The following is an 18496-nucleotide window of genomic DNA, read 5'->3' as shown; positions in this document are numbered from 1 at the left end:
CTCAATAATACGATGAAATCGAATTTCTTATCAACTAAATGCTCCTGAAATATTTTTTTATTATGGGAGCTATCATTTGTTATCAATAAAAACAAACTTGCCGGGTGTTTTTTTTACTTTGTTCTATAAAAAAATTGTTGATGTCCGCTCCGGTTACCCTTATTTGTTTTAGTTCCAAATCATCGGCAAGAAAACCAGGGCCACACCCATAGTCGAATAGTTCATCACCAGGCTTTATCTTCAATATCTTCTGCAGGCGGGCGGCAAAAAAAGAAGTACTAATTTTCATCACCTCGTGAAATGAATCTTCTTCGCGCTTCCAAAAATTATCCCAGGTATTTAAGTCCATCAGACGCTCTTTAACGTTATGACTAAGTATTCGATACGCGAGTGTTGGGTTGTCCGCGCCGCCAAGAAATAAGATTCTACAATTTCACTTTGGAAAGGGTTATTTTGCTTTCAGGTGGTCGTCATTCTCTCGTACTGTGGACGTTTCTTCTTTATACCATTCCACCATCTTTCTTAGGCCATCCAGGGTAGTAAAGGAAGGTCTAAAACCTTCCTGAAAAATCTTTTGTGCAGAGTGATGTGTTTGTGTCCCCAATTTTTTGATTCTTGCTGATGATATTGGAAAATTTTTGCCAGTCACTTTGATCATTACGTCAAATGGTATTCCCATCATGATCCCTAATGTTTTAGGAACCGTTACCCGAATTTTTTTATTCAAAGCATGGGCAATTGTGTCACTTATTTGCCGCGTTGTAAGCTGCGGTTCATCTGCGTAGTTATATATTGACACGCCCGGTTTAATCCGATTTTTTAAATAGAGCGTAGCGTTCACCAGGTTTTCAACGTATGCTATGGATTTGATATTGTCGGCTTTCCCTAGGTGGAAATAAAGTCCAGAATCGATCTGCCGGATGAGATTTCGCATATTCGCCATATTATTCGGTCCAAAGACCAACGTAGGTCGAATAATGAGAACTTTTCGATCAGCAGCTTCATCAGCCCACTTCTGCAATACCTTTTCACCCGCTAGTTTAGATGCTCCGTATGGACTGTCCGGCTGCGGAGTTGTTAATTCTGTTGACACTTCGCCACGTATACCATATACGGCCACAGACGAGAAAAATATGATTTCTTTAATCCCATTTTCCGATGCTACCTCACATATCACGGCTGTCCCATCCTCATTAGTGTCAAAATATTCGGCATGGCCAATCCCAAAGTCATGATGCTTGGCTGCTAACGAAATAATCGACTTTATGTTTTTTGATTGTATGGCCTTGCTTACATCTTCTTTTCGCCTGATATCTCCCTGAGAGAACGCCGCCTTGGATTGAAATTTCGGTTCATTTAAGTCTAAATTAATGAATTGTTCTTCGTAAGGAGACCTTTGAAAATGGCTCCCAATGAACCCAGAACCTCCAGTTAACAGGATCATGCTTACTAATTATATTTTTCTGTAACACAAATAATAAAAATCAAAAATCTCGAGGCCCATAGACCAACGGCAATCCTATTGAAAACGTGCATAACTCAAATGTACTTATAAAGTTGTTTCTGTGAAATGCCAGATAATGTGCCTATTATTCTAACTCTCTAAATTTCTTTAAGAAATTATTGGAATATACTTTGGCCTCCTTCTCTATTTGCAAGATCAGGGGCTCATATCATTTCCAAAGCTTTTACGAAAAGCAATATGATATCGTTAGTGGCAATCACACCAAAAACATTTAGTTGGATTTTCTTAAAAATGTTTTGTAAAACATTTTTAAAATACCCGTGGGCAAAATTCTTAAAGACAACTTAACTAAAGTTAAATATGAGTATTGAAAAGGCGTAATAAAACGGTCATTTAAAAATTTCGTTAAAAGAATCCTTTCAAACACAAAATAGTGATAGCCTCTCCGTCGACCTACCATATTGTTTCCAACTCTAACGTGAACAAGATTATCGCTCAAGTTGTGGAATTTAGCACCGATTTTTTGCATTTCATACCACAAATTATAGTCCTCGTTAAACTTATGAGACCAATATCCTCCGGCCCTTAAGGCAACTTCTTTGCGAAAAAAAACCGTCATATGATTTATAGGATTTCTGAACTTCATTAACCTTACAATGGCGTTATTTTCCTGTGGTAAAGCTCTAAAGCGGCGCAAATCTCCGGGTTGGAGATTAAATTCTTCAATTGAAGAGCCGAGTACATCTATCATTGGATTCCTTTTCAAAAATTTGAGTTGTCGCTCAAACCGATCGAATACAGCAATGTCATCAGAGTCCATTCTTGCAATCCATTCGAAAGAGGCACGCGTCAATCCATAATTCATCGCAATACCCATTCCCTGATTTTTTTCTAATTTATATCGCTTGATAACGTTACCATGCCGCGTATGAAAATCGCCGATAACATTTTCCAACGCTTCCGTTATCGGACCGTCTTCGACAACGATCACTTCATCCGGAACTATAGTTTGTTCATCCAAGATACTCCGTAAGGCGGATTCAAGAAACGATGAATTCTCCTTAATATATACTGGAATTAAAACTGAAAATTTAGGATACATTGAATGTTGCAACATGCGTATGTGTATGGTCAGCGTATTGTTCTACGTTAGCATTATGTGATTATTCCGTAAAAACGATGCAAGATAATATAGTTGGTTAATGTATTAGTACCTAAATTATTTCAACCTGAGCCCGTGGGTTAATGGATACATTCTGAAAAATGGACTATTCATCTTGATTTACATGTTTCAAAAGTACCAACGAATTAAAGAACGCAAAAATGGCAACACCATGTCCTCTATTGAATATGGATTCAGTCATACTCACAATAAAAAAAATGGCCAGAAATTCAAAATAGAGCCAGCATTTTTTCGAATAAGCTTCTCTTATAAGTATAAGAAAAAACAAAGTCAAAAGAATACAGCCTGCAATTCCCAGGCTTATCAGATAACTGAGCACCTGATTATGCGCATTGTTCGAATTCTGAATTAAAAAAGGGATATTGTTTTTCTTGAACTCAAACGCCAAAGCTTCCTTCTCATTACCTAAACCTACACCGAATAGAGGATGACGTTTTATCACCTCGGCTGCACTGCGCCAAATGGCAAATCGTGTCACTAAGCCTCCATCTCCGTCAGAAATATCCGTAGCATAACTCCTTTCCCATGATGATTTTACATCGACTAACATCTTACGATGCGGATAATCATATATTGAATTTGTCACCCGAATAAAAATCAAAATAATCAAGCCCATCCCAGTAATTAAACCAAGCTTTCGAAACGTAAAACCTTGAAAAAAATATTTCAAGAGAAAAGAAATGATTAATAAAATCTGAATGAGTATGGTGACCCTTGCATTAATTAGTATGATAAAAATTGTCAATATCAGGACAATAAGAAAACGATACCATTTTGTTGTGATCTGAAATACGAAAAGAGTAGCTAAGCATCCCAATAAGCTATAGTACGTTGGGTGGATATCAAATAATCCGGAAGTAAACTGCTCATGGAAAAAAAAATCGCTGGCTCGTCCCCATCGGGGAACCGAATTAAAGTAATGAAAGACAGCCGCTATCAACGATAAACTATAGGAAAGTAAAACAGCACAAATAAATCCTGTCAAAACAATTTTCAGTTTTTGCTTATCAATTGAGGTGGACGATATCATCAGGGGGAAAAGCAAGAATGGCAAAGTTTTTTCCAAATAAGAAAATGACTTTGTTTCCATAATTGACTGAAAAAACCATAAAAAATGAATTCCAAAAAAAATTATAAAGACATACCCTTTTTTTGATACCCGAAGACTTTTAATGGAAAAGTTATCTCGATTTATTATCACTGAAATGAAAAGACCAAGGAGCGGCAAAACGATGAAAGCCGCCGGAAATTTGAAAGCTAAAATAATTGCTAACAAGATGATCGATAAAAATTGAATCTGAGTTAATAACTTCGCGCTTATTTTTTCACCAATCATTTGAAATTAATTATCAGTTCAATTCCATTACTTCAAGAAACCTTTGCACCTGTATGTTTTCATCAAATTTTTTCAATTGATCGGGTATTTCATTTACATATTCGTGCAAATTCATGGTAATCTTTGTGAGAGCAACGCCAATATTGTTGGCATCGCTTTTATCACATAAGATACCTGCTTTCCCAACCGCTTCGGGTAACGACGAGGTGTTTGAAACCACAGCCGGCTTATTGTAGTAAAGGCCCTCCAGAACGGGCAGCCCAAATCCCTCATAATGGCTAATATACACTAAGGCAGTGCAGTGCCTTAACAACTCGATCTTCTTTGTATCATCGACATATCCCAAAAGAAAAAACTTTTGTTCCAATCCGGAATCTTCGATCATCTTTTTTATGGCTGCCGGCGTATAACCCCATCCAATTTTTCCAACCCAATAAAATTTATAGTTTCGGTTCGATTCATCTTCTAAAAATACCTTAAATCCGCGAATAGTATTCTCTATATTCTTTCCTGGTTCTATCGTTGATATGGAAAGGAAGAATTGATCATAAGATACGTTTTCTGCGGCAACTATTGAAGGCATAAAATTATAGATGATAACCACCTTAGCGGGATTGATCTTAGTGATAAAACTTATGTCTTTCCTGGAGTTTTCAGAAACTGTAATAATTTTGTCTGCGTATTTTGAACTGTATTTGCTTATAAGCTTTACATATACGGAGCGGATTTTCCCATATTTTTTTGGAACAAAAAAAGGAATCATGTCGTGGATGGTCACGATGTGTTTTAGCTGTCTGTTAACAATTCTGCTTAAGAACGGCATGACAGGCGTTGGCGAAAAATAAACATCAAAACCCCTGAGGACAAACGGCATCATAAATTGTTCATAGAGAATTCGCAACCAAAAATTATTCGCCTTAACTTTTTTATAGGTTACGTTATCTAAATCAGGAAAGGCAAACACACGCTTTATGTCAACGCTATCAGCATGATAAATAATTACATCAGGCAAATCAAGTTGTTTTTTAAACCATCCATTAAGCAAATTTTTAGCAAACACTGCTGCCCCGGCAATTTTTTCATCAGAAAAATTAAGGAGATTTATTGCTACTCTTTTTTCCACTTTGTGTTCGCTCTAGCCTTGTTGTCCATCTGCGTTGCCTTCCAGATTGGGTCTGCCACGCGCCAACCTAATGAAATAATCAAGCATTAGATAGATTAGCAGAAAAGCGCTAGTTATAATTCCAAAAGGGAAAACGAAAAGAAAAAATGAAAGATTGTTCTTTGACTTTAGAAATATTCGGTAAAAAAAATTTTTAAAAAAACCGTTGACAAATCCGGTGAACACAACGCTAAAAAAACCAAAATCAGCAAACAGAGTGCCTAGTCCGAATGAGGGCATATATCCCGAAGCTGCTGACTCAGGGAATATTGCATAGTTAAGAATAGCAAAACCAAATTGCTTTGGTTTATCTTCCCACAAAATTCGCGGTATAAATTTCAAATAAGATGACAAATATATTTCACCATAGTAATATTCCATCTCGCCATTTAAAAATTTATTAATTACATAGGATTGATTTTTATAGATATCAAAGTATGAAATTAAATGTTGGCTCATATTATACCTCGACGAAAATTGGAGATAGGTGTAAATACCAATAAAAAGCGCGCCTAATAAACAGGCAGCAATTATCCTTTTTATGCCTAGATTTTTGAATTGCTCAAGGAAGACACACAAATAAATAATGCAATCAAGGATCACAAATCTGCTCCCATAAAAAAACACAAGTGGGAAAAGGAAGAAAAAGCCAATCGTAAACTTTTGGCGATTTATTAATTTGAAAAAAATAATAAAATACAAGACCAATTTAGACAACTCAAAAAATGAAGCATATTTTGAAAAAACAACGGTTTCATAAAATTGCCTGAAACCTTGAGCTGAAATCCCACTCTGTAATAAAAAAGGAATCATTGGCATGATAAGAGCCGCATACAAGAGGATATTCAATGAATTAATAATGCTAACATTCTCAATAGCTCTGAGCTTAAAAGAGTTTACATTCAAAAATGTCCCAAAGAAAATAGCCAATACATAAATTATGATCACTAAATCTGAATAAAAAAATTCGTTATCTATCCCTACCGTCTTTATTATCAAAAGTTGTGGCAGGATGAGAAAAAAAATTGTAAAGTAAACCTCTATTGTAAACGGGTTGAAAATTTTATTATATCTCAGTATCGAAATACCAACAAGGACCAGCGAAATGATGAGTGCAAAAATTAACATGTCAGATAATCAAAAGGATCTTAGCTCAATAGTAATTCTACTCTATTAACTTCCGCTTGGAAACGTTCGTCCCATGTCCACAATTTACTCGCTTCAACGGTCTTAACACCTGCCGTTAAATCATTATGCAAGTGTGGATCATTCAATACGCCAATAACGTCCCTGGCGATTATTTCATAGTCCTTAGAATCCAAATCTCGGTCATCATTTACATCATAAATGAACCCGCTGACTCTATGTGCGATCCAGTCTCCTGTGTCGCCGTTATTCAACGTTATAATTACTTTGTTATGTCTTATAGCTTCCAATAATGGATTGCCCACATTTGTACTGGTATACATGGAGAGAAAAAGATTCGCAAGAGCAAAATGATACTTTATATATTCATGTTTTATAGGACCCAAGAATTCAAAGTAATCTTTAAGGTGTAACCTATCTATTAATCTGATCAAATTCTGGTACTCCACTCCTCCCCCAATAACTATAAATCTAAAATTAGTGAAGCCAAATGAGTTTACCATCTTGTGAATCACTCGGATACTCCTGTCGATTCTTTTATGATTGTCTAATCTTGAAATTGATAAAAGGTATTTTTTTTGAGGGTCTGGATAATACTTAGATCGTATTTCATCCAGTATGTGCTGGTCTAAACAAACCTTGTCTACTCCGTTGGGGAAAAATAAGATATTTTTCACCGGTGATTTGACCTTCTTAAGGACATCCAATCCCTGAGACCCATCGTTTGTCATGATGCAAAGATCCGCCTTGGTTTTCAGCGCCAAAATTGCATCGATATTAGACAGAAACCTGAACCGCTGTTTTTTGCGCAGCCACTCTTTAACGTACAGCACGCCTTGAAATCGGGTAACAAATCTGGCATTCGTTTTAATCCGAAAGAATCGAAGGAGCCGGACAGCCAACACACCGGGAATTTCGTAGCCATATATAACATGAAAGTCTTTTTTTCTGATAAGTCCGGCCGCAATGTATGCAAGTTTACAAACCAGGATGATATTTCTGATCCTAAACCAAACGGCTTTCCAAATCACATTATTTAACAAACCATGAATTCTCGTAAGAGGTACTATAAACCTGTGTACAATAACCCCTTCTGGATTTATGACAGATTCGTAGAAGTAATCGCCATTAACTGAATTGTCACGACCGACAATATAATGAACCTCCCAGTTTCGTTGAACATACGCCTCCGGAGTCTTTCGTATGACCTGAATGGATTTTTCTTTAAAGTCTACCCCAGATAGAAAAAGAATCCTCTTTGGGCCCACCATTATGAAGGTAGTTTGACGAGGTGTGGCTTAAACTTTCTCCAAATCTTAAAGACCCATTCATCGCTCGGATAATCCAGATGCTTCTTTGGTTTTTCACTCATCATTTGGTCAAATTGCTGTTCAGTAAAACCGAGTTTTTTAAGTACATATTCCTTATCGATTTTTAGTTCCTGTGGATCATATGACGGCTTCTCCAACTCTTTCAAGGCTTCTTCCCGGGTAATTTCATTATTTCGAATTAAAGCCGATAAGTGAACTTTGCGCTTGTCGTATCCGAATTTCTGAGGCAAAACAAAAGCCTGATAAAATTTGGTGAAAGTAGACTCATAATGCTTACCACCATAATATTCCCAACCATACTTTTCAATAAGGATTTCCAGAGCTCTCTTTTTTGAATAATTAATATGATTTAATAGCTCTATATAAACGCCACCCCATCCAAACATTTTTATCATTTGAAATTCAACAGAACTCAGCGTAGGGAACTCCTTTAGGGGTTTTGTGCCAAACTGCTTTTGTATGGCTTTTATGTTTGTCAAATCTTGTTTACGCCAAAGCCAGCCTAATGGCATGCCATGTTCCGTTACATAGTTGCTCCCTGAAAGAACAAATTTTATGTTATGCTTCCTCCGCAATTTGAACATTGTTGCCATGATAGCATGGTCACTTAATATTTCAATATCAACGACTCCTGCCTTAAAAAAAGAACGCTGCAAATCCTTGAACTCAGGCCAATTAATAACATATGTTTCTAGATCAAATCCACACTTGTCGACGATTTTTTTAATGTTGGAGACAGACTTCTCTGAATTCCAACCATTATCAAAATGAACAATCAACGGATTTAAATTCATGGACTTCGACAGATGAGTAACATATGAACTATCCACACCACCACTTAATCCTACAATGGCATGATATTTACCCTTAGCCTCTTTCTGTATTTGCTGGGAAATACGATCAAGATTTTTCTTCTCTTGATCAGGGGTAAATCGATATTTGGGCAGTTCCTTCTCAGCCTCCCGGCAATAATTGCAAACACCTTCATTGTCAAATCTGATATCTGGATCGGTTGTGTCAATCACACAGCGGACACACCTTTGAAAAGTCTTATTCATGACGCAAAACTAATAAAGTAACATCGAAACTAGGAAAATAACTGTTTAAGTTCCTCTTGAGACGGGTAAGATATCAACACAGCACGATGTGGGCCTTGATAAACAAATAAACTACCAGCAGCGACTGCTGAAACGTTGGTTTTAGCAACCACTTCTTTCAGGTCTGCCAGACGTGAGGCGCCTCCGCAGGCAATTACAGGAACGGATACGGTTTTATTGATGGCCTCCAAAATGGGCAAATCGAACCCTAAATAAGTACCATCTCGGTCAACATTATTGATGAATAATTCTCCTGCTCCGGCGTCACAAATTCTTTGCGCATGTTCTTGCGGACCTATTTTTTCAGTTTTCTGCCTAACATGATTAAACACCTTATAATTTCCCCATAAATCCTTTTTTATATCCAACGCTACGATTATCGTAGAGCTGCCAAAATGTTTGCTGGCTTCTTTTACAAAATTAACATCCGTTAAGGCAGAATAGTTGATAATAACCTTTTCCACACCAATTTTAAGGATGTGCTGAATTTGTTTTAGAGTAGTTATCCCCCCGCCATAAGCAAATGGCATAAAGCACTCGGATGCCAAATCATCAATGATGCTTAAATTTGGCTCGCGATTATGTTTGGAAGCATCTATATCCAAAAAAATAAGCTCGTCTACCTCCTTTTCGTTAAAAATCCTGACGGCATTAATAGGATCACCCACATATTTCGGATTCTTAAATTTTTCGGTTTTCACTAAGCCACCATCATGCAATAGCAAACATGGAATTATTCTGATTTTCAGCATTTGACAGAAGCAAAATTTTTAAGAAGCATCATTCCAAATTTATGGCTCTTTTCAGGATGAAATTGGACCCCGTAGATATTCTCCCGACGAAAAACAGACGTAAAGTCATTTCCATATCGCGTGACCCCGAGCTGATCGGAATGATTCTTAACACTAACAAAATAAGAATGCACAAAATAAAAACGCAATTCGCTCTTGTCGCTGCGAAGAATAGAAACATCCTCGGTTGACGGCCTCACGATGTTCCATCCCATGTGAGGAATTTTGAGACCATTCCCCTGAAATTTTAATACTTCGCCATCAATCCAGCCCAGGCCTGCTAAGTGCCCTTCGTCGCTCCTGTTTGTCATTAACTGCATCCCTAAGCAAATTCCTAGAACTGGAACTTTGTCTTTATACACCTTTTCATTTAAGGCTTCAATCCACCCGTCATTTAAAAGATTTTGCATACCTGTATCAAAAGATCCAACGCCAGGCAGAATGATCTTTTCCGGGACTAAATCTTTAGGGCTTTTAACAATTACGCTCGTAATGTTTATTCTTTTGAGCATATTTTGGACAGAGCCTAGATTTCCAAGTCCATAGTTAATTATTTGGATCATCTCTGTTAATTATCTAAATATTTTGGAAGCCCTGTTTTTTCAATAACAATGGCGACACTTTGATCATAAAATTCTTAGGTCTTCGTTTGCAAAATCAACATTGTAAAGCAAACAATCAAAAGCAAATATGGAGAAGATCGTGGCCATATAAAAATATCCACAACGGAAGGGAACACGATTGCATAGGGTAATCTAAATTTCTTCCAGTCAAGTGTAACGGGTATAGTCCTCTCTGAGAATTGAGCTCAGCACCAAAAATAAGCAAAATATAACTGCAGAAATTGAGCATCACAGACTCGTGAGCATTCAAACATCGTTTTGAAACACAGCAGAAAAAGGATTCGGATACAACAGGCATTGGGTCATCACTTTTTTAAACTCTTTAGAACATTGAGAATGTGCTTAAAAATCTGAAGCATGTTACGGTAATATATCCAGCTACAGAAAAACAACAACACTAAAAGCAGCATTAGCTTTAGTCCAATTGAAAAAAATAGGCTTGGCAAATTACTGCTGATGAAAATACCTACAGCCGAAATGGCCACTGCAATCAGATAGCATGGAAGGATTTTGGATAACGGCCAGTGGATAATTTTGTTCCATGAAAAGCAATACGACAGGATGGCAAGCGTTAACTGCCCCGTATACATAGCTATACCCGCTCCAAGAAAACCGATCTCGGGAATAAGGATGAGGTCTAGCGCAATGATCGTTATGGCTGCAATTATTGTACTGATTGGGACAAACTTGGTCAACGTTTTGTCGTAAAATAAAACTGTACTGAACAGATAATAGAATCCCGTATTAGCAAATGAAAAACTTATAAAAGGGATTACTTTATAAGCAGGGAGAAAATTTTCACTGAAAAACCAGCTAACAATTTCAAATGAGAACAGGGCCAACGCCGTGCTGAAAAAGAGGTAGATCAAGGTTACTACTAAGGCAACATCTACGACCTTGGAAAGGTCCTCTTGGTTTTCCCCGACCTGTTTAAAAAACAAAGGTGTATATGCCCTATTGATACTAAATGTCACCACCTCAATAGGCATGCTTAAAACATAGCCAAGATGGTAGATCCCGGCCATACCTGAATTCATGAATTTATTTAGAAGAATACGGTCGGCATATCCAGCGGCCTGACTCGCCACTGAATGGGGGATCAATGGCATTGAGTACTTCATTGCCGCGTTAAGAAATTGTAGCTGGAACTTAAAGAGAAATTCGTCCCGAAGGATCCACAGACCAGCAACACTTGATAATACTTGTGCAATAAGGATCGATAGCAAATATCCAATAGCACCCATTTGCAGGATCACAACAAAGAAAACCATAAACCCGATGTTGATAATGAAATACATAAAGCTGAGAAAACTATAACCGGATGCTTGATGCTTCGCCTGAAGAAATGCAAGACACAGATTATACAATGGTTGGAACACCACGATTGCAAAACCGATGTAGGCATAAGGATAAAAAGGTATGTTGTCCATGAAGAATTGTACAACTGGAGAAAATGCCGTTACTGCGAGGAAAAAGACTGTGAGTGAGATAAAAAAAAGAGCAATTAGCAAGGTACCGAACAGCTTTTTAAATTCCTCCGCGTCTTGTTTTGCATCATAATAGAATCGTAATATGGCGCTATCCAGGCCGAACGTAAAAAACGCAGAGCATATAAAACTGATGGCTAGCATTACGGTGACAATCCCATATTCATGAGGAGGTAAGTAACGCGTATAAAGCGGCAATAACAGGAAAACAAGACCTTTCTGAACGAAAGTAGTCAGCGAATAGATAAAAGAATTCTTAAAGAGTGCTTTTTGCATTACTGTTTATAACCGAACGAATAAATTCTTCATAGTTCTTTTTCCAGTTCCGTTCCCAAAGCTGGTGATTCGATTCGCCTGCCTTATTGTCTCCGGCCAAGTCCAACTCGGCATTTGCTTTTAAAATCGGGAATAGGTTAATAGATTCATCGCCAAAGCTCTCCGCAAAATAATTTCGGATTATATAAACCTTATTAACAAATGCCTTTGCTTCATACAGGGCGGTGGATAACTCTGACACGACAACTTCGGCTCTTTGAAGAGAGTTATATAAATTAGAGGTCGTATCAATTGCAATTTTTTCGTCAAGAACCCGCTTGTAGACTGAATCAAGGGTAGCCCATTCAAGTGGGTGAGGTCTAAAGATTAACTGATATCCCATTGATTTATACCTTTTGGCTAAACGCAGCACGAGATCGATCATTTCTTCAGAATTCGTGCCCGAACCTAGGACCAGGATGATTTTTTCCTTTGTTATTCCTTTCGCTTTTTCAACGGACTCGGCTAAATGAGGATTGCCAATGTTAACTTTCTTAACGGGCAATTGAATCATGTCGCCCCAGAGACTTCCAAACGTTAGAAAAAAGTCGGGCAAAAAATTTACATATGACGACTTGCCAACGGAAGGCCCGAAATTGTAAGCAATATGAAGGTGATTGATCTGACCATGTTGATATTCTGCTACCGGAATTGCCAAGTCTTTCGCGGCCTTAATCAAATGAGACTTCGAACCATATGAGGCGTCTTCCACCAGCAATATTTTGGGTTTCCCATACTTGAATAGAAATTTATAGATCGCGTACTCCGCTAATATCGTACGGAATTTGGCCAGCAGTTCATGTCTAAGATTTTTCAAGAAGTCTGCATCATACTCTTCATCAGAAAGTCTTTCCTCCAACGCTGCAAAGAGGCGATCAACCTGCGGCTGCACCCCTATGCCTTCAGATCGGTAAAGAAAAAAAGAAAGAACCTTAGCTAAAATTCTTATTGATAAATGTGAGTAAACCTCCCTGTGTATTCGGGGCAGCGAATGCATACCATAAGCCGTTTCCTCCAGTTCAATAGTGTCGTTGGGTTTTACCTGATAGAAATAATCAGCAAGCCGGTTGAAGTATTTGTTACCCGTTTTTACATTGGTAATTCCAGAATTAACAATCCATATCGGTTTGCTTTTTATTGTAAGGATAAAAGCATTTTTCCAAACAGCAAAAATGAGGGTTCTTATCACCTGCCATTTGGTAGCTGAATGCCCTTTACCCACAGAAGCAAAATTTCTTTTTGTAAAGGCGAAATAAAAAAGTGTCTGATGTCTGATAAATGGCCATAATGCCAACCCTGAACCATCGTGCGTGATTCCTGTAACCTTTGAATCCCCTTCTAGTTTACTGAGAAGTCGGTCAAGTACTAAGTCACCTGGGCTTTCCAAAATTTGAGATTCTAAACAAGTCGCAATTAAAAAAGATAAAAATAATGATATTTTAGCGGTTATAACTCGAATACTTATATCGAACTGGTGAAATAGAACATAACTTTACCCTGCCCCAAGAACTAATGAATGAAAAATTTGAATTTGGCGTCGAGTACTATGAGTATTTTCGAAAAGCGGTTGATAAATCCCTTGATGGCACAGTTATACCTGGGCTTAATGTATGCAATCACTACGTAAATCTTTTAGGCGTCAATCCCAATGACCGGTTGCTGGATCTGGGATGCAGTTATGGAAGGTTATATCCGGTATTTGCCAACTATACAAAGCAGATATTTGGCGCTGATGTCGACCTTCAGGTTGTCAACGAAGCGATTAAGAACCCATACGTGATCGCCATAGTTGGTCAGGCCGAAAAGCTGGCGTTCCCGTCCAACTTTTTTAATCATGTAGTGGCGTGGGGGGTATTCGATATTGTCGACCAGATAGAATGTTTGAAAGAAACGAACAGGATCCTAAAGACCGGTGGCAAGTTCCTTTTTACGGCCAAAGGTGCGCATTATCCGGACTCCGATTGCCTGGCTTACGTTGCCGAACGTAATGCAAAACTTAAAAATTTCCCGAACAGATTTATCGATCTTGAATTGCTTATGCAAGCCCTACCGTTGCTTGGCTTTACCATTGAACGAAAATTCCATTTTTCAAAACGGGGCGACCTTGGATTGAATCAGCCGTTGAATGATCTGAAGGAAATTCAATCGAACTCGTTTTATGAATTTGTAGCAATTCTCAAGAAAGTAACAGAGCCCTCGGGCGCCAGTGTCACACAATGGTGGGATGAATATTCAGTAACAGCGAGGGCCAAAGCAGAATGCGAAGGGTTTGGAACTGACGTTCTGGGTTATTTCCGAAAGTCGTTCGACGCCGATAACCCAGGCACATCTAAAAAATAATCAGCGACCCTTATTGTTGATAGGGTTTGTTACTTTTTACGGACGCGTTAGCGAGCTGAATTTCTACAATTGATGTATTACCGTATTTGTCATTGGCAGCAATCGCAATCGTACTTAGCGCATCTAACGTAATAGTGTTCCTATCGAAAGTGTAGAAAAATTCTTTTCCCGGTTTGCCGAAGTCAAAATTGTCGTGCCAGTATGTCCCGGTACTGCTTTTCAGTGCCAAGTATGGCTGACTTCCAAAGAGGGCACCATTTACCACTTCAACTTTAAGCACCTCCTCATTTATTTCAGCTTCAATCATTATTCTATTTTTTCGAATTTCCGTGGATGAATATCCGAGTACATTTCGGAATGCACCAAGAGCGCCACTGAACTGAAACTTTACATCTGGATAATTTTTTGCGACATTTGAAAGTAGCTGATAGAACGCCTCGATCTCGACTGACATCTCGCGGAAATCATGGTTAGTCACCCCCACATAAACTCCGGAATTCTCGCGCTGCGCCTTACTGAACGCAATTTCTAACTCATTCTGACTAATATTTCTAAAACGTGTTTTGAGATTAAGACATTTGGCAATTACTCTTTTCAAATCTCCAGGTTTTCTCCAGTCGTAAAGATCTGGGTGGTAAACAGACCAGTCTGAAGGTGCTCCCTTCCAGTCTCCAAATCTCCCATTGATCGCATCCTTCTGCACCTGCTCGTTTTCTTCGATCATACTTTGATTCGATGCGTCAAAAGGAATCCATTGTTCAAGGAAGAAATTGGAGTCTGGACGTACGGTGTGAAATCCGGCACGGTTTATTCTGGGAAACCAATGTTTTTCAATGAGGCGTCGGCACATCACTTGATGCAGTTCATAAAAAGAGTTATCATAACTCGTGGCAGGAATATGTGCTTCTCTGAAAAACGGCAGTGGATGAAAATGCCAATGAAGCTCATCCTGAGCAGAATCAGTTTCCTTCAGGATTTGCTCGTAGTGATTAAAGATATTGAGATACCCAAGGTCCCGCCGTCGTTCGTTGGTGACAAATCCAACATGATCTAAAATATGCCAGTTATAGATCCAGCCATTTCCAAAAGAATCACGCAGGGAATTCCGATAATCTTTACTCATCATCCTGTACAACATTTCGTCTACCTCCGACCATGAGGATTTGAATCCCAGAAGATGCGGGTCTGCAATGGCCCTCGCAGCATCTGCAATTGAATTGCTCACATTTTCAAGTTGGCCTGCCTGTATTTTTTTTAGATTTTGCGGAGACGGAAAGAGATTGAGGGAAACACCAAGGATGGTTTCAATACGTTTAAATACTTCCTGCATAGGCTCATGCAAAGGGCCTTCCGTATCGATGTGGTGTACAATATATACAGTTGGACTATCTTCTTTCATCGATTTGTTTTTGTTTTAGAAATTCTGCTAACGCCCAGTCCATTGGAGTGTCGATATCTATAGACTCGATCTCATTCATTACATACTTCCGAACTTTCTTAAATCCGGATGGTGAGGAACGGCCCAGGGCTGCAACGTTGTAAATGTAAATCGCACCATTTAATTCCCAAACGTCAGGAGCTTCCTGCCTCGTCTTAAAATCTCCCGATTTTGACTTCACTAAAAAACCTTGCTGATCTTCCTCATAAAGCTTGAAATAGGGGTTGGCCAAAGTTTTCTTAACTGAAACCACCATGTCAACTTCAGGATTGTATAAGGTAATTGCCTCCCGCAATGACTGCTCGGAACGAAGGGGTGAAGTTGGCTGCAGAAGTATTACCGCATCGTACATCTTATCCTTTTGTGCATAAAAATCAAGCGCATGTAAAACCACTTCATACATTCCAGCGTCATCGCCAGCCAACGAATGCGGCCTTACAAATGGAACTTGAAGATGGCAAGCTTCCACTACTTTGATTGTTTCGCTGTCGTCAGTCGAAACACATATATCTTCGTCAGGTAAAAATTTTCTGGCGAGATCAATGGAGTAGCTAATCAGCGGCTTGCCGAAAAAGGGTTTAATGTTTTTTTGGGGAATACCCTTAGAACCTCCACGCGCAGGAATTAATGCAAGGAATTTCAAAACTTCAGATGTTTTATGTCCTGATTTGCCTTAGCGTAGTCTTGCGGATTTCCAACGTCAATCCAGTAGCCAATAATCGGATAGGAAATCACTTTGCGTCCTTTCTGAATCAGTTTCTCCATCAGATCAGTTGCGTTATAGAAACCGTCCGGGATCTGTTCAATTACTTCCTTTCGCATCAGATAAATTCCAGCATTGGAATAATAAGTGTAGGTAGGTTTTTCCTTGAAGCTGACAACATGGCCATTTGCAGTGTCCAAAACTGCGTAGGGAATATTAACCGAATAGGGAATGGTCGCAACTGAAAAATCAGCGCCATTGTTAATAAAATCAACCAAGAAGGCTTCGTAATCCAGGTTGGTCAGCAAATCGGAATTGGTGACCAAAATATAGTCGTGCTTGAAGTTTTGGATCTTCCGTATAGCACCTATTGTTCCAAGAGGTTGATCTTCCCAGATGAAGTTGATCGATATGTTTTTGGACGCGCCATTACCAAAGTATTGTTCCAATTGCTTTCCGAGATATCGGATACAAATCCAATAGTCATCAATTCCAAAATGAATAAGTCGATCAAGGTTGTGTTCGATAATTGGCTTATCTCCAACTTTGAGTAAAGGTTTCGGCGTTCTTTCAGTAAGCGGTCTAAGCCGTTTGCCCTCTCCACCGGCCATCACGACCACATCCAGGGGAAGTATGGTTTGCGTGGTGCTGAGGTTAACTATTTTTACAATTTTTTTATCCTCATCAAGAACTGGCAAAAGCAGCACTCCCTTCCGCTTGATGTTGGCAACGTCCTGAACGGTAAAATTATTTTTAGTTACATAGCTGCAATTGCGAAACATAAAAAGCTCGACTTTGTCGAGCAAGCCGAGTCTTTTGATCAATCCTCTGCGGATATCTCCGTCAGTCAAGGTGCCCATTAGCCGGTTATCGTCGTCTACAACAAATAGCGTGAGGTCTTGACCTAAATTGTCCATCTGCACGAATGCGTCGGTGACCGTGCTATTATGGTGAATGGTATGGCTAACAATATCAATCATTCTTTTCCTTTAATATTTTAACGATATAGTCTGAGGATTCGCCGCTCCCATAGATATCGATTTTCGATGGAAGTTGTATATAGGAATAGGCATTAACAGCTTTTAGTATCGCAGTTTTTTCGATGTCACACTTCCGAATGTTTTCAGTGACTATTCTTCCATTCTGCCTCGTTCCGAGGTCAATCACATACTTCGGGAAGAATGAAGCTTCAACGTAACCGCTTGAAGTGTTTCCGAGCATAAGGCTGCAGTGTTTCATGCAGCTTAAATACCCCAGCATTCCAAACGACTCAACACCAATTGCGTTCGCTGATCTTCCAATAAATTGGTTCAGCTTTTCCCTTATTACATTACCCATCGTGTCGGCATTTGGCATCGTAATCACAAGCTGGTACGAGGTTAATTCTTCCAGAGCGCCAACCAGCTCGTTGACATACCAATCGTTTTTTTCATACGATACGGTTTCAGGATGAAACGTGATGAGTATCGTTGGTATTGAAAGATCAATATTAAACTGCTTTTTAAACTCCTCAATTGTAAACAGCTTGAGGTGTTTAAGATTGTCAATACTAAGGGAACCGGTATTGAAAACATTTTTATCAGAACCTTTTAATGCTACAACCCGCTGGCGGTACGGCTCAGCAACAGTAAAGTGAATTGTAGACATATGGGTAATGGAGTGTCGGAGACAGTCGTCTATCGCGCCAAGGGTTTCTTCCCCGCCATGAAGGTGTGCAAGTTTTACGTTATAAGGAATTGAGCTGGCACACGCTGCAAATATTTCGTAACGGTCTCCAAGACAAAGGACCACATCGAATTTCTCTTTGACCCACAGGGAGGAAAACGCGAGTATGGTTTTTCCCATTGCTATACTAACGCCCTCAGGAGAATCATTCGGAGGCATTGTATCCAGTTCATGGGTTACTATAAATCCATCCTCTTTTATCCTATCAACAGTATGACCAAATTTAGCCGAGAGGTGAGTTCCAAATGCGATAACTGATAAAGAAAAAAAGGAATCTGATTGAAGCTTCTTCAGTAACGGGTAGTATATACCATAATCAGCGCGAGAACTTGTCAGAATTCCAATTCGTTTCAT

General features: G+C 38.9%; 17 protein-coding genes. 1 reads left to right on the top strand and 16 read right to left on the bottom strand.

Translation table 11 applies throughout. The annotated features are described in order from the left end of the window. Positions 1 to 82: 82 nt before the first annotated feature. The 12 genes from P2W71_RS04120 to P2W71_RS04065 form a co-directional block, all read right to left on the bottom strand. Positions 83 to 349, bottom strand: a complete 267-nt coding sequence (locus P2W71_RS04120) for a hypothetical protein (RefSeq protein ID WP_276367393.1) — start codon at positions 347 to 349, stop codon at positions 83 to 85. A gap of 99 nt (positions 350 to 448) precedes the next feature. Next, entirely contained in the window at positions 449 to 1444 is a 996-nt protein-coding gene (locus tag P2W71_RS04115; RefSeq protein WP_276367391.1) for an NAD-dependent epimerase/dehydratase family protein, read from the bottom strand. Between the two features lie 292 nt (positions 1445 to 1736). After that, positions 1737 to 2582, bottom strand: coding sequence for a glycosyltransferase (locus P2W71_RS04110; protein WP_276367388.1), 846 nt, complete (start codon positions 2580 to 2582; stop codon positions 1737 to 1739). Between the two features lie 151 nt (positions 2583 to 2733). Next, on the bottom strand, positions 2734 to 3738 hold the full coding sequence (locus P2W71_RS04105; protein ID WP_276367385.1) for an O-antigen ligase family protein: 1005 nt from the start codon (positions 3736 to 3738) through the stop codon (positions 2734 to 2736). 259 nt (positions 3739 to 3997) lie between these two features. Next, a complete protein-coding gene (locus tag P2W71_RS04100; protein ID WP_276367383.1) occupies positions 3998 to 5107 on the bottom strand; it encodes a glycosyltransferase family 1 protein in 1110 nt (369 codons plus the stop codon). Between the two features lie 12 nt (positions 5108 to 5119). Further along, positions 5120 to 5605, bottom strand: a complete 486-nt coding sequence (locus P2W71_RS04095; protein ID WP_276367380.1) for a hypothetical protein — start codon at positions 5603 to 5605, stop codon at positions 5120 to 5122. 689 nt (positions 5606 to 6294) lie between these two features. Further along, positions 6295 to 7563: a glycosyltransferase gene (locus P2W71_RS04090; RefSeq protein WP_276367378.1), complete on the bottom strand. Its 1269-nt coding sequence runs from the start codon at positions 7561 to 7563 to the stop codon at positions 6295 to 6297. Beyond that, entirely contained in the window at positions 7563 to 8681 is a 1119-nt protein-coding gene (locus tag P2W71_RS04085; protein ID WP_276367376.1) for an N-acetyl sugar amidotransferase, read from the bottom strand. Before P2W71_RS04085 ends, P2W71_RS04090 begins: the two co-directional genes overlap by 1 nt. Positions 8682 to 8710: 29 nt before the next feature. Then, the gene (locus tag P2W71_RS04080) at positions 8711 to 9472 is read right to left on the bottom strand and encodes an AglZ/HisF2 family acetamidino modification protein (RefSeq protein WP_276367373.1); all 762 of its coding nucleotides are present in this window, start codon (positions 9470 to 9472) and stop codon (positions 8711 to 8713) included. Continuing rightward, positions 9466 to 10074 (bottom strand): imidazole glycerol phosphate synthase subunit HisH, encoded by a 609-nt coding sequence (hisH, locus tag P2W71_RS04075; RefSeq protein ID WP_276367370.1) that lies wholly within the window; start codon positions 10072 to 10074, stop codon positions 9466 to 9468. Before hisH ends, P2W71_RS04080 begins: the two co-directional genes overlap by 7 nt. A gap of 365 nt (positions 10075 to 10439) precedes the next feature. Further along, entirely contained in the window at positions 10440 to 11897 is a 1458-nt protein-coding gene (locus P2W71_RS04070; RefSeq protein WP_276367367.1) for an oligosaccharide flippase family protein, read from the bottom strand. Then, positions 11878 to 13323 carry a hypothetical protein gene (locus P2W71_RS04065; RefSeq protein ID WP_276367365.1) on the bottom strand — a complete coding sequence of 482 codons (1446 nt, stop codon included), beginning with the start codon at positions 13321 to 13323 and terminating at the stop codon, positions 11878 to 11880. The genes P2W71_RS04070 and P2W71_RS04065 overlap by 20 nt, the downstream gene beginning before the upstream one ends. Positions 13324 to 13448: 125 nt before the next feature. On the opposite strand from P2W71_RS04065, the gene P2W71_RS04060 reads away from it, so the two are divergent. After that, entirely contained in the window at positions 13449 to 14276 is an 828-nt protein-coding gene (locus P2W71_RS04060; protein ID WP_276367362.1) for a class I SAM-dependent methyltransferase, read from the top strand. A gap of 10 nt (positions 14277 to 14286) precedes the next feature. On the opposite strand, the gene P2W71_RS04055 is transcribed toward P2W71_RS04060, so the two are convergent. The 4 genes from P2W71_RS04055 to neuC are packed head-to-tail and all read right to left on the bottom strand — an operon-like array spanning position 14287 to position 18496. Beyond that, positions 14287 to 15675, bottom strand: a complete 1389-nt coding sequence (locus tag P2W71_RS04055) for a hypothetical protein (protein WP_276367359.1) — start codon at positions 15673 to 15675, stop codon at positions 14287 to 14289. Continuing rightward, entirely contained in the window at positions 15662 to 16357 is a 696-nt protein-coding gene (locus P2W71_RS04050; RefSeq protein ID WP_276367357.1) for an acylneuraminate cytidylyltransferase family protein, read from the bottom strand. The genes P2W71_RS04055 and P2W71_RS04050 overlap by 14 nt, the downstream gene beginning before the upstream one ends. After that, the gene (locus P2W71_RS04045; protein WP_276367356.1) at positions 16354 to 17397 is read right to left on the bottom strand and encodes a nucleotidyltransferase family protein; all 1044 of its coding nucleotides are present in this window, start codon (positions 17395 to 17397) and stop codon (positions 16354 to 16356) included. The genes P2W71_RS04050 and P2W71_RS04045 overlap by 4 nt, the downstream gene beginning before the upstream one ends. Further along, the gene (gene neuC, locus P2W71_RS04040) at positions 17390 to 18496 is read right to left on the bottom strand and encodes a UDP-N-acetylglucosamine 2-epimerase (RefSeq protein ID WP_276367355.1); all 1107 of its coding nucleotides are present in this window, start codon (positions 18494 to 18496) and stop codon (positions 17390 to 17392) included. Before neuC ends, P2W71_RS04045 begins: the two co-directional genes overlap by 8 nt.

This window comes from Chryseolinea sp. H1M3-3 (assembly GCF_029360725.1).
GTDB lineage: Bacteria > Bacteroidota > Bacteroidia > Cytophagales > Cyclobacteriaceae > Chryseolinea.
The sequence above is the reverse complement of the archived record's forward strand: the minus strand, read 5'-3'. Positions and strand labels throughout refer to the sequence as shown.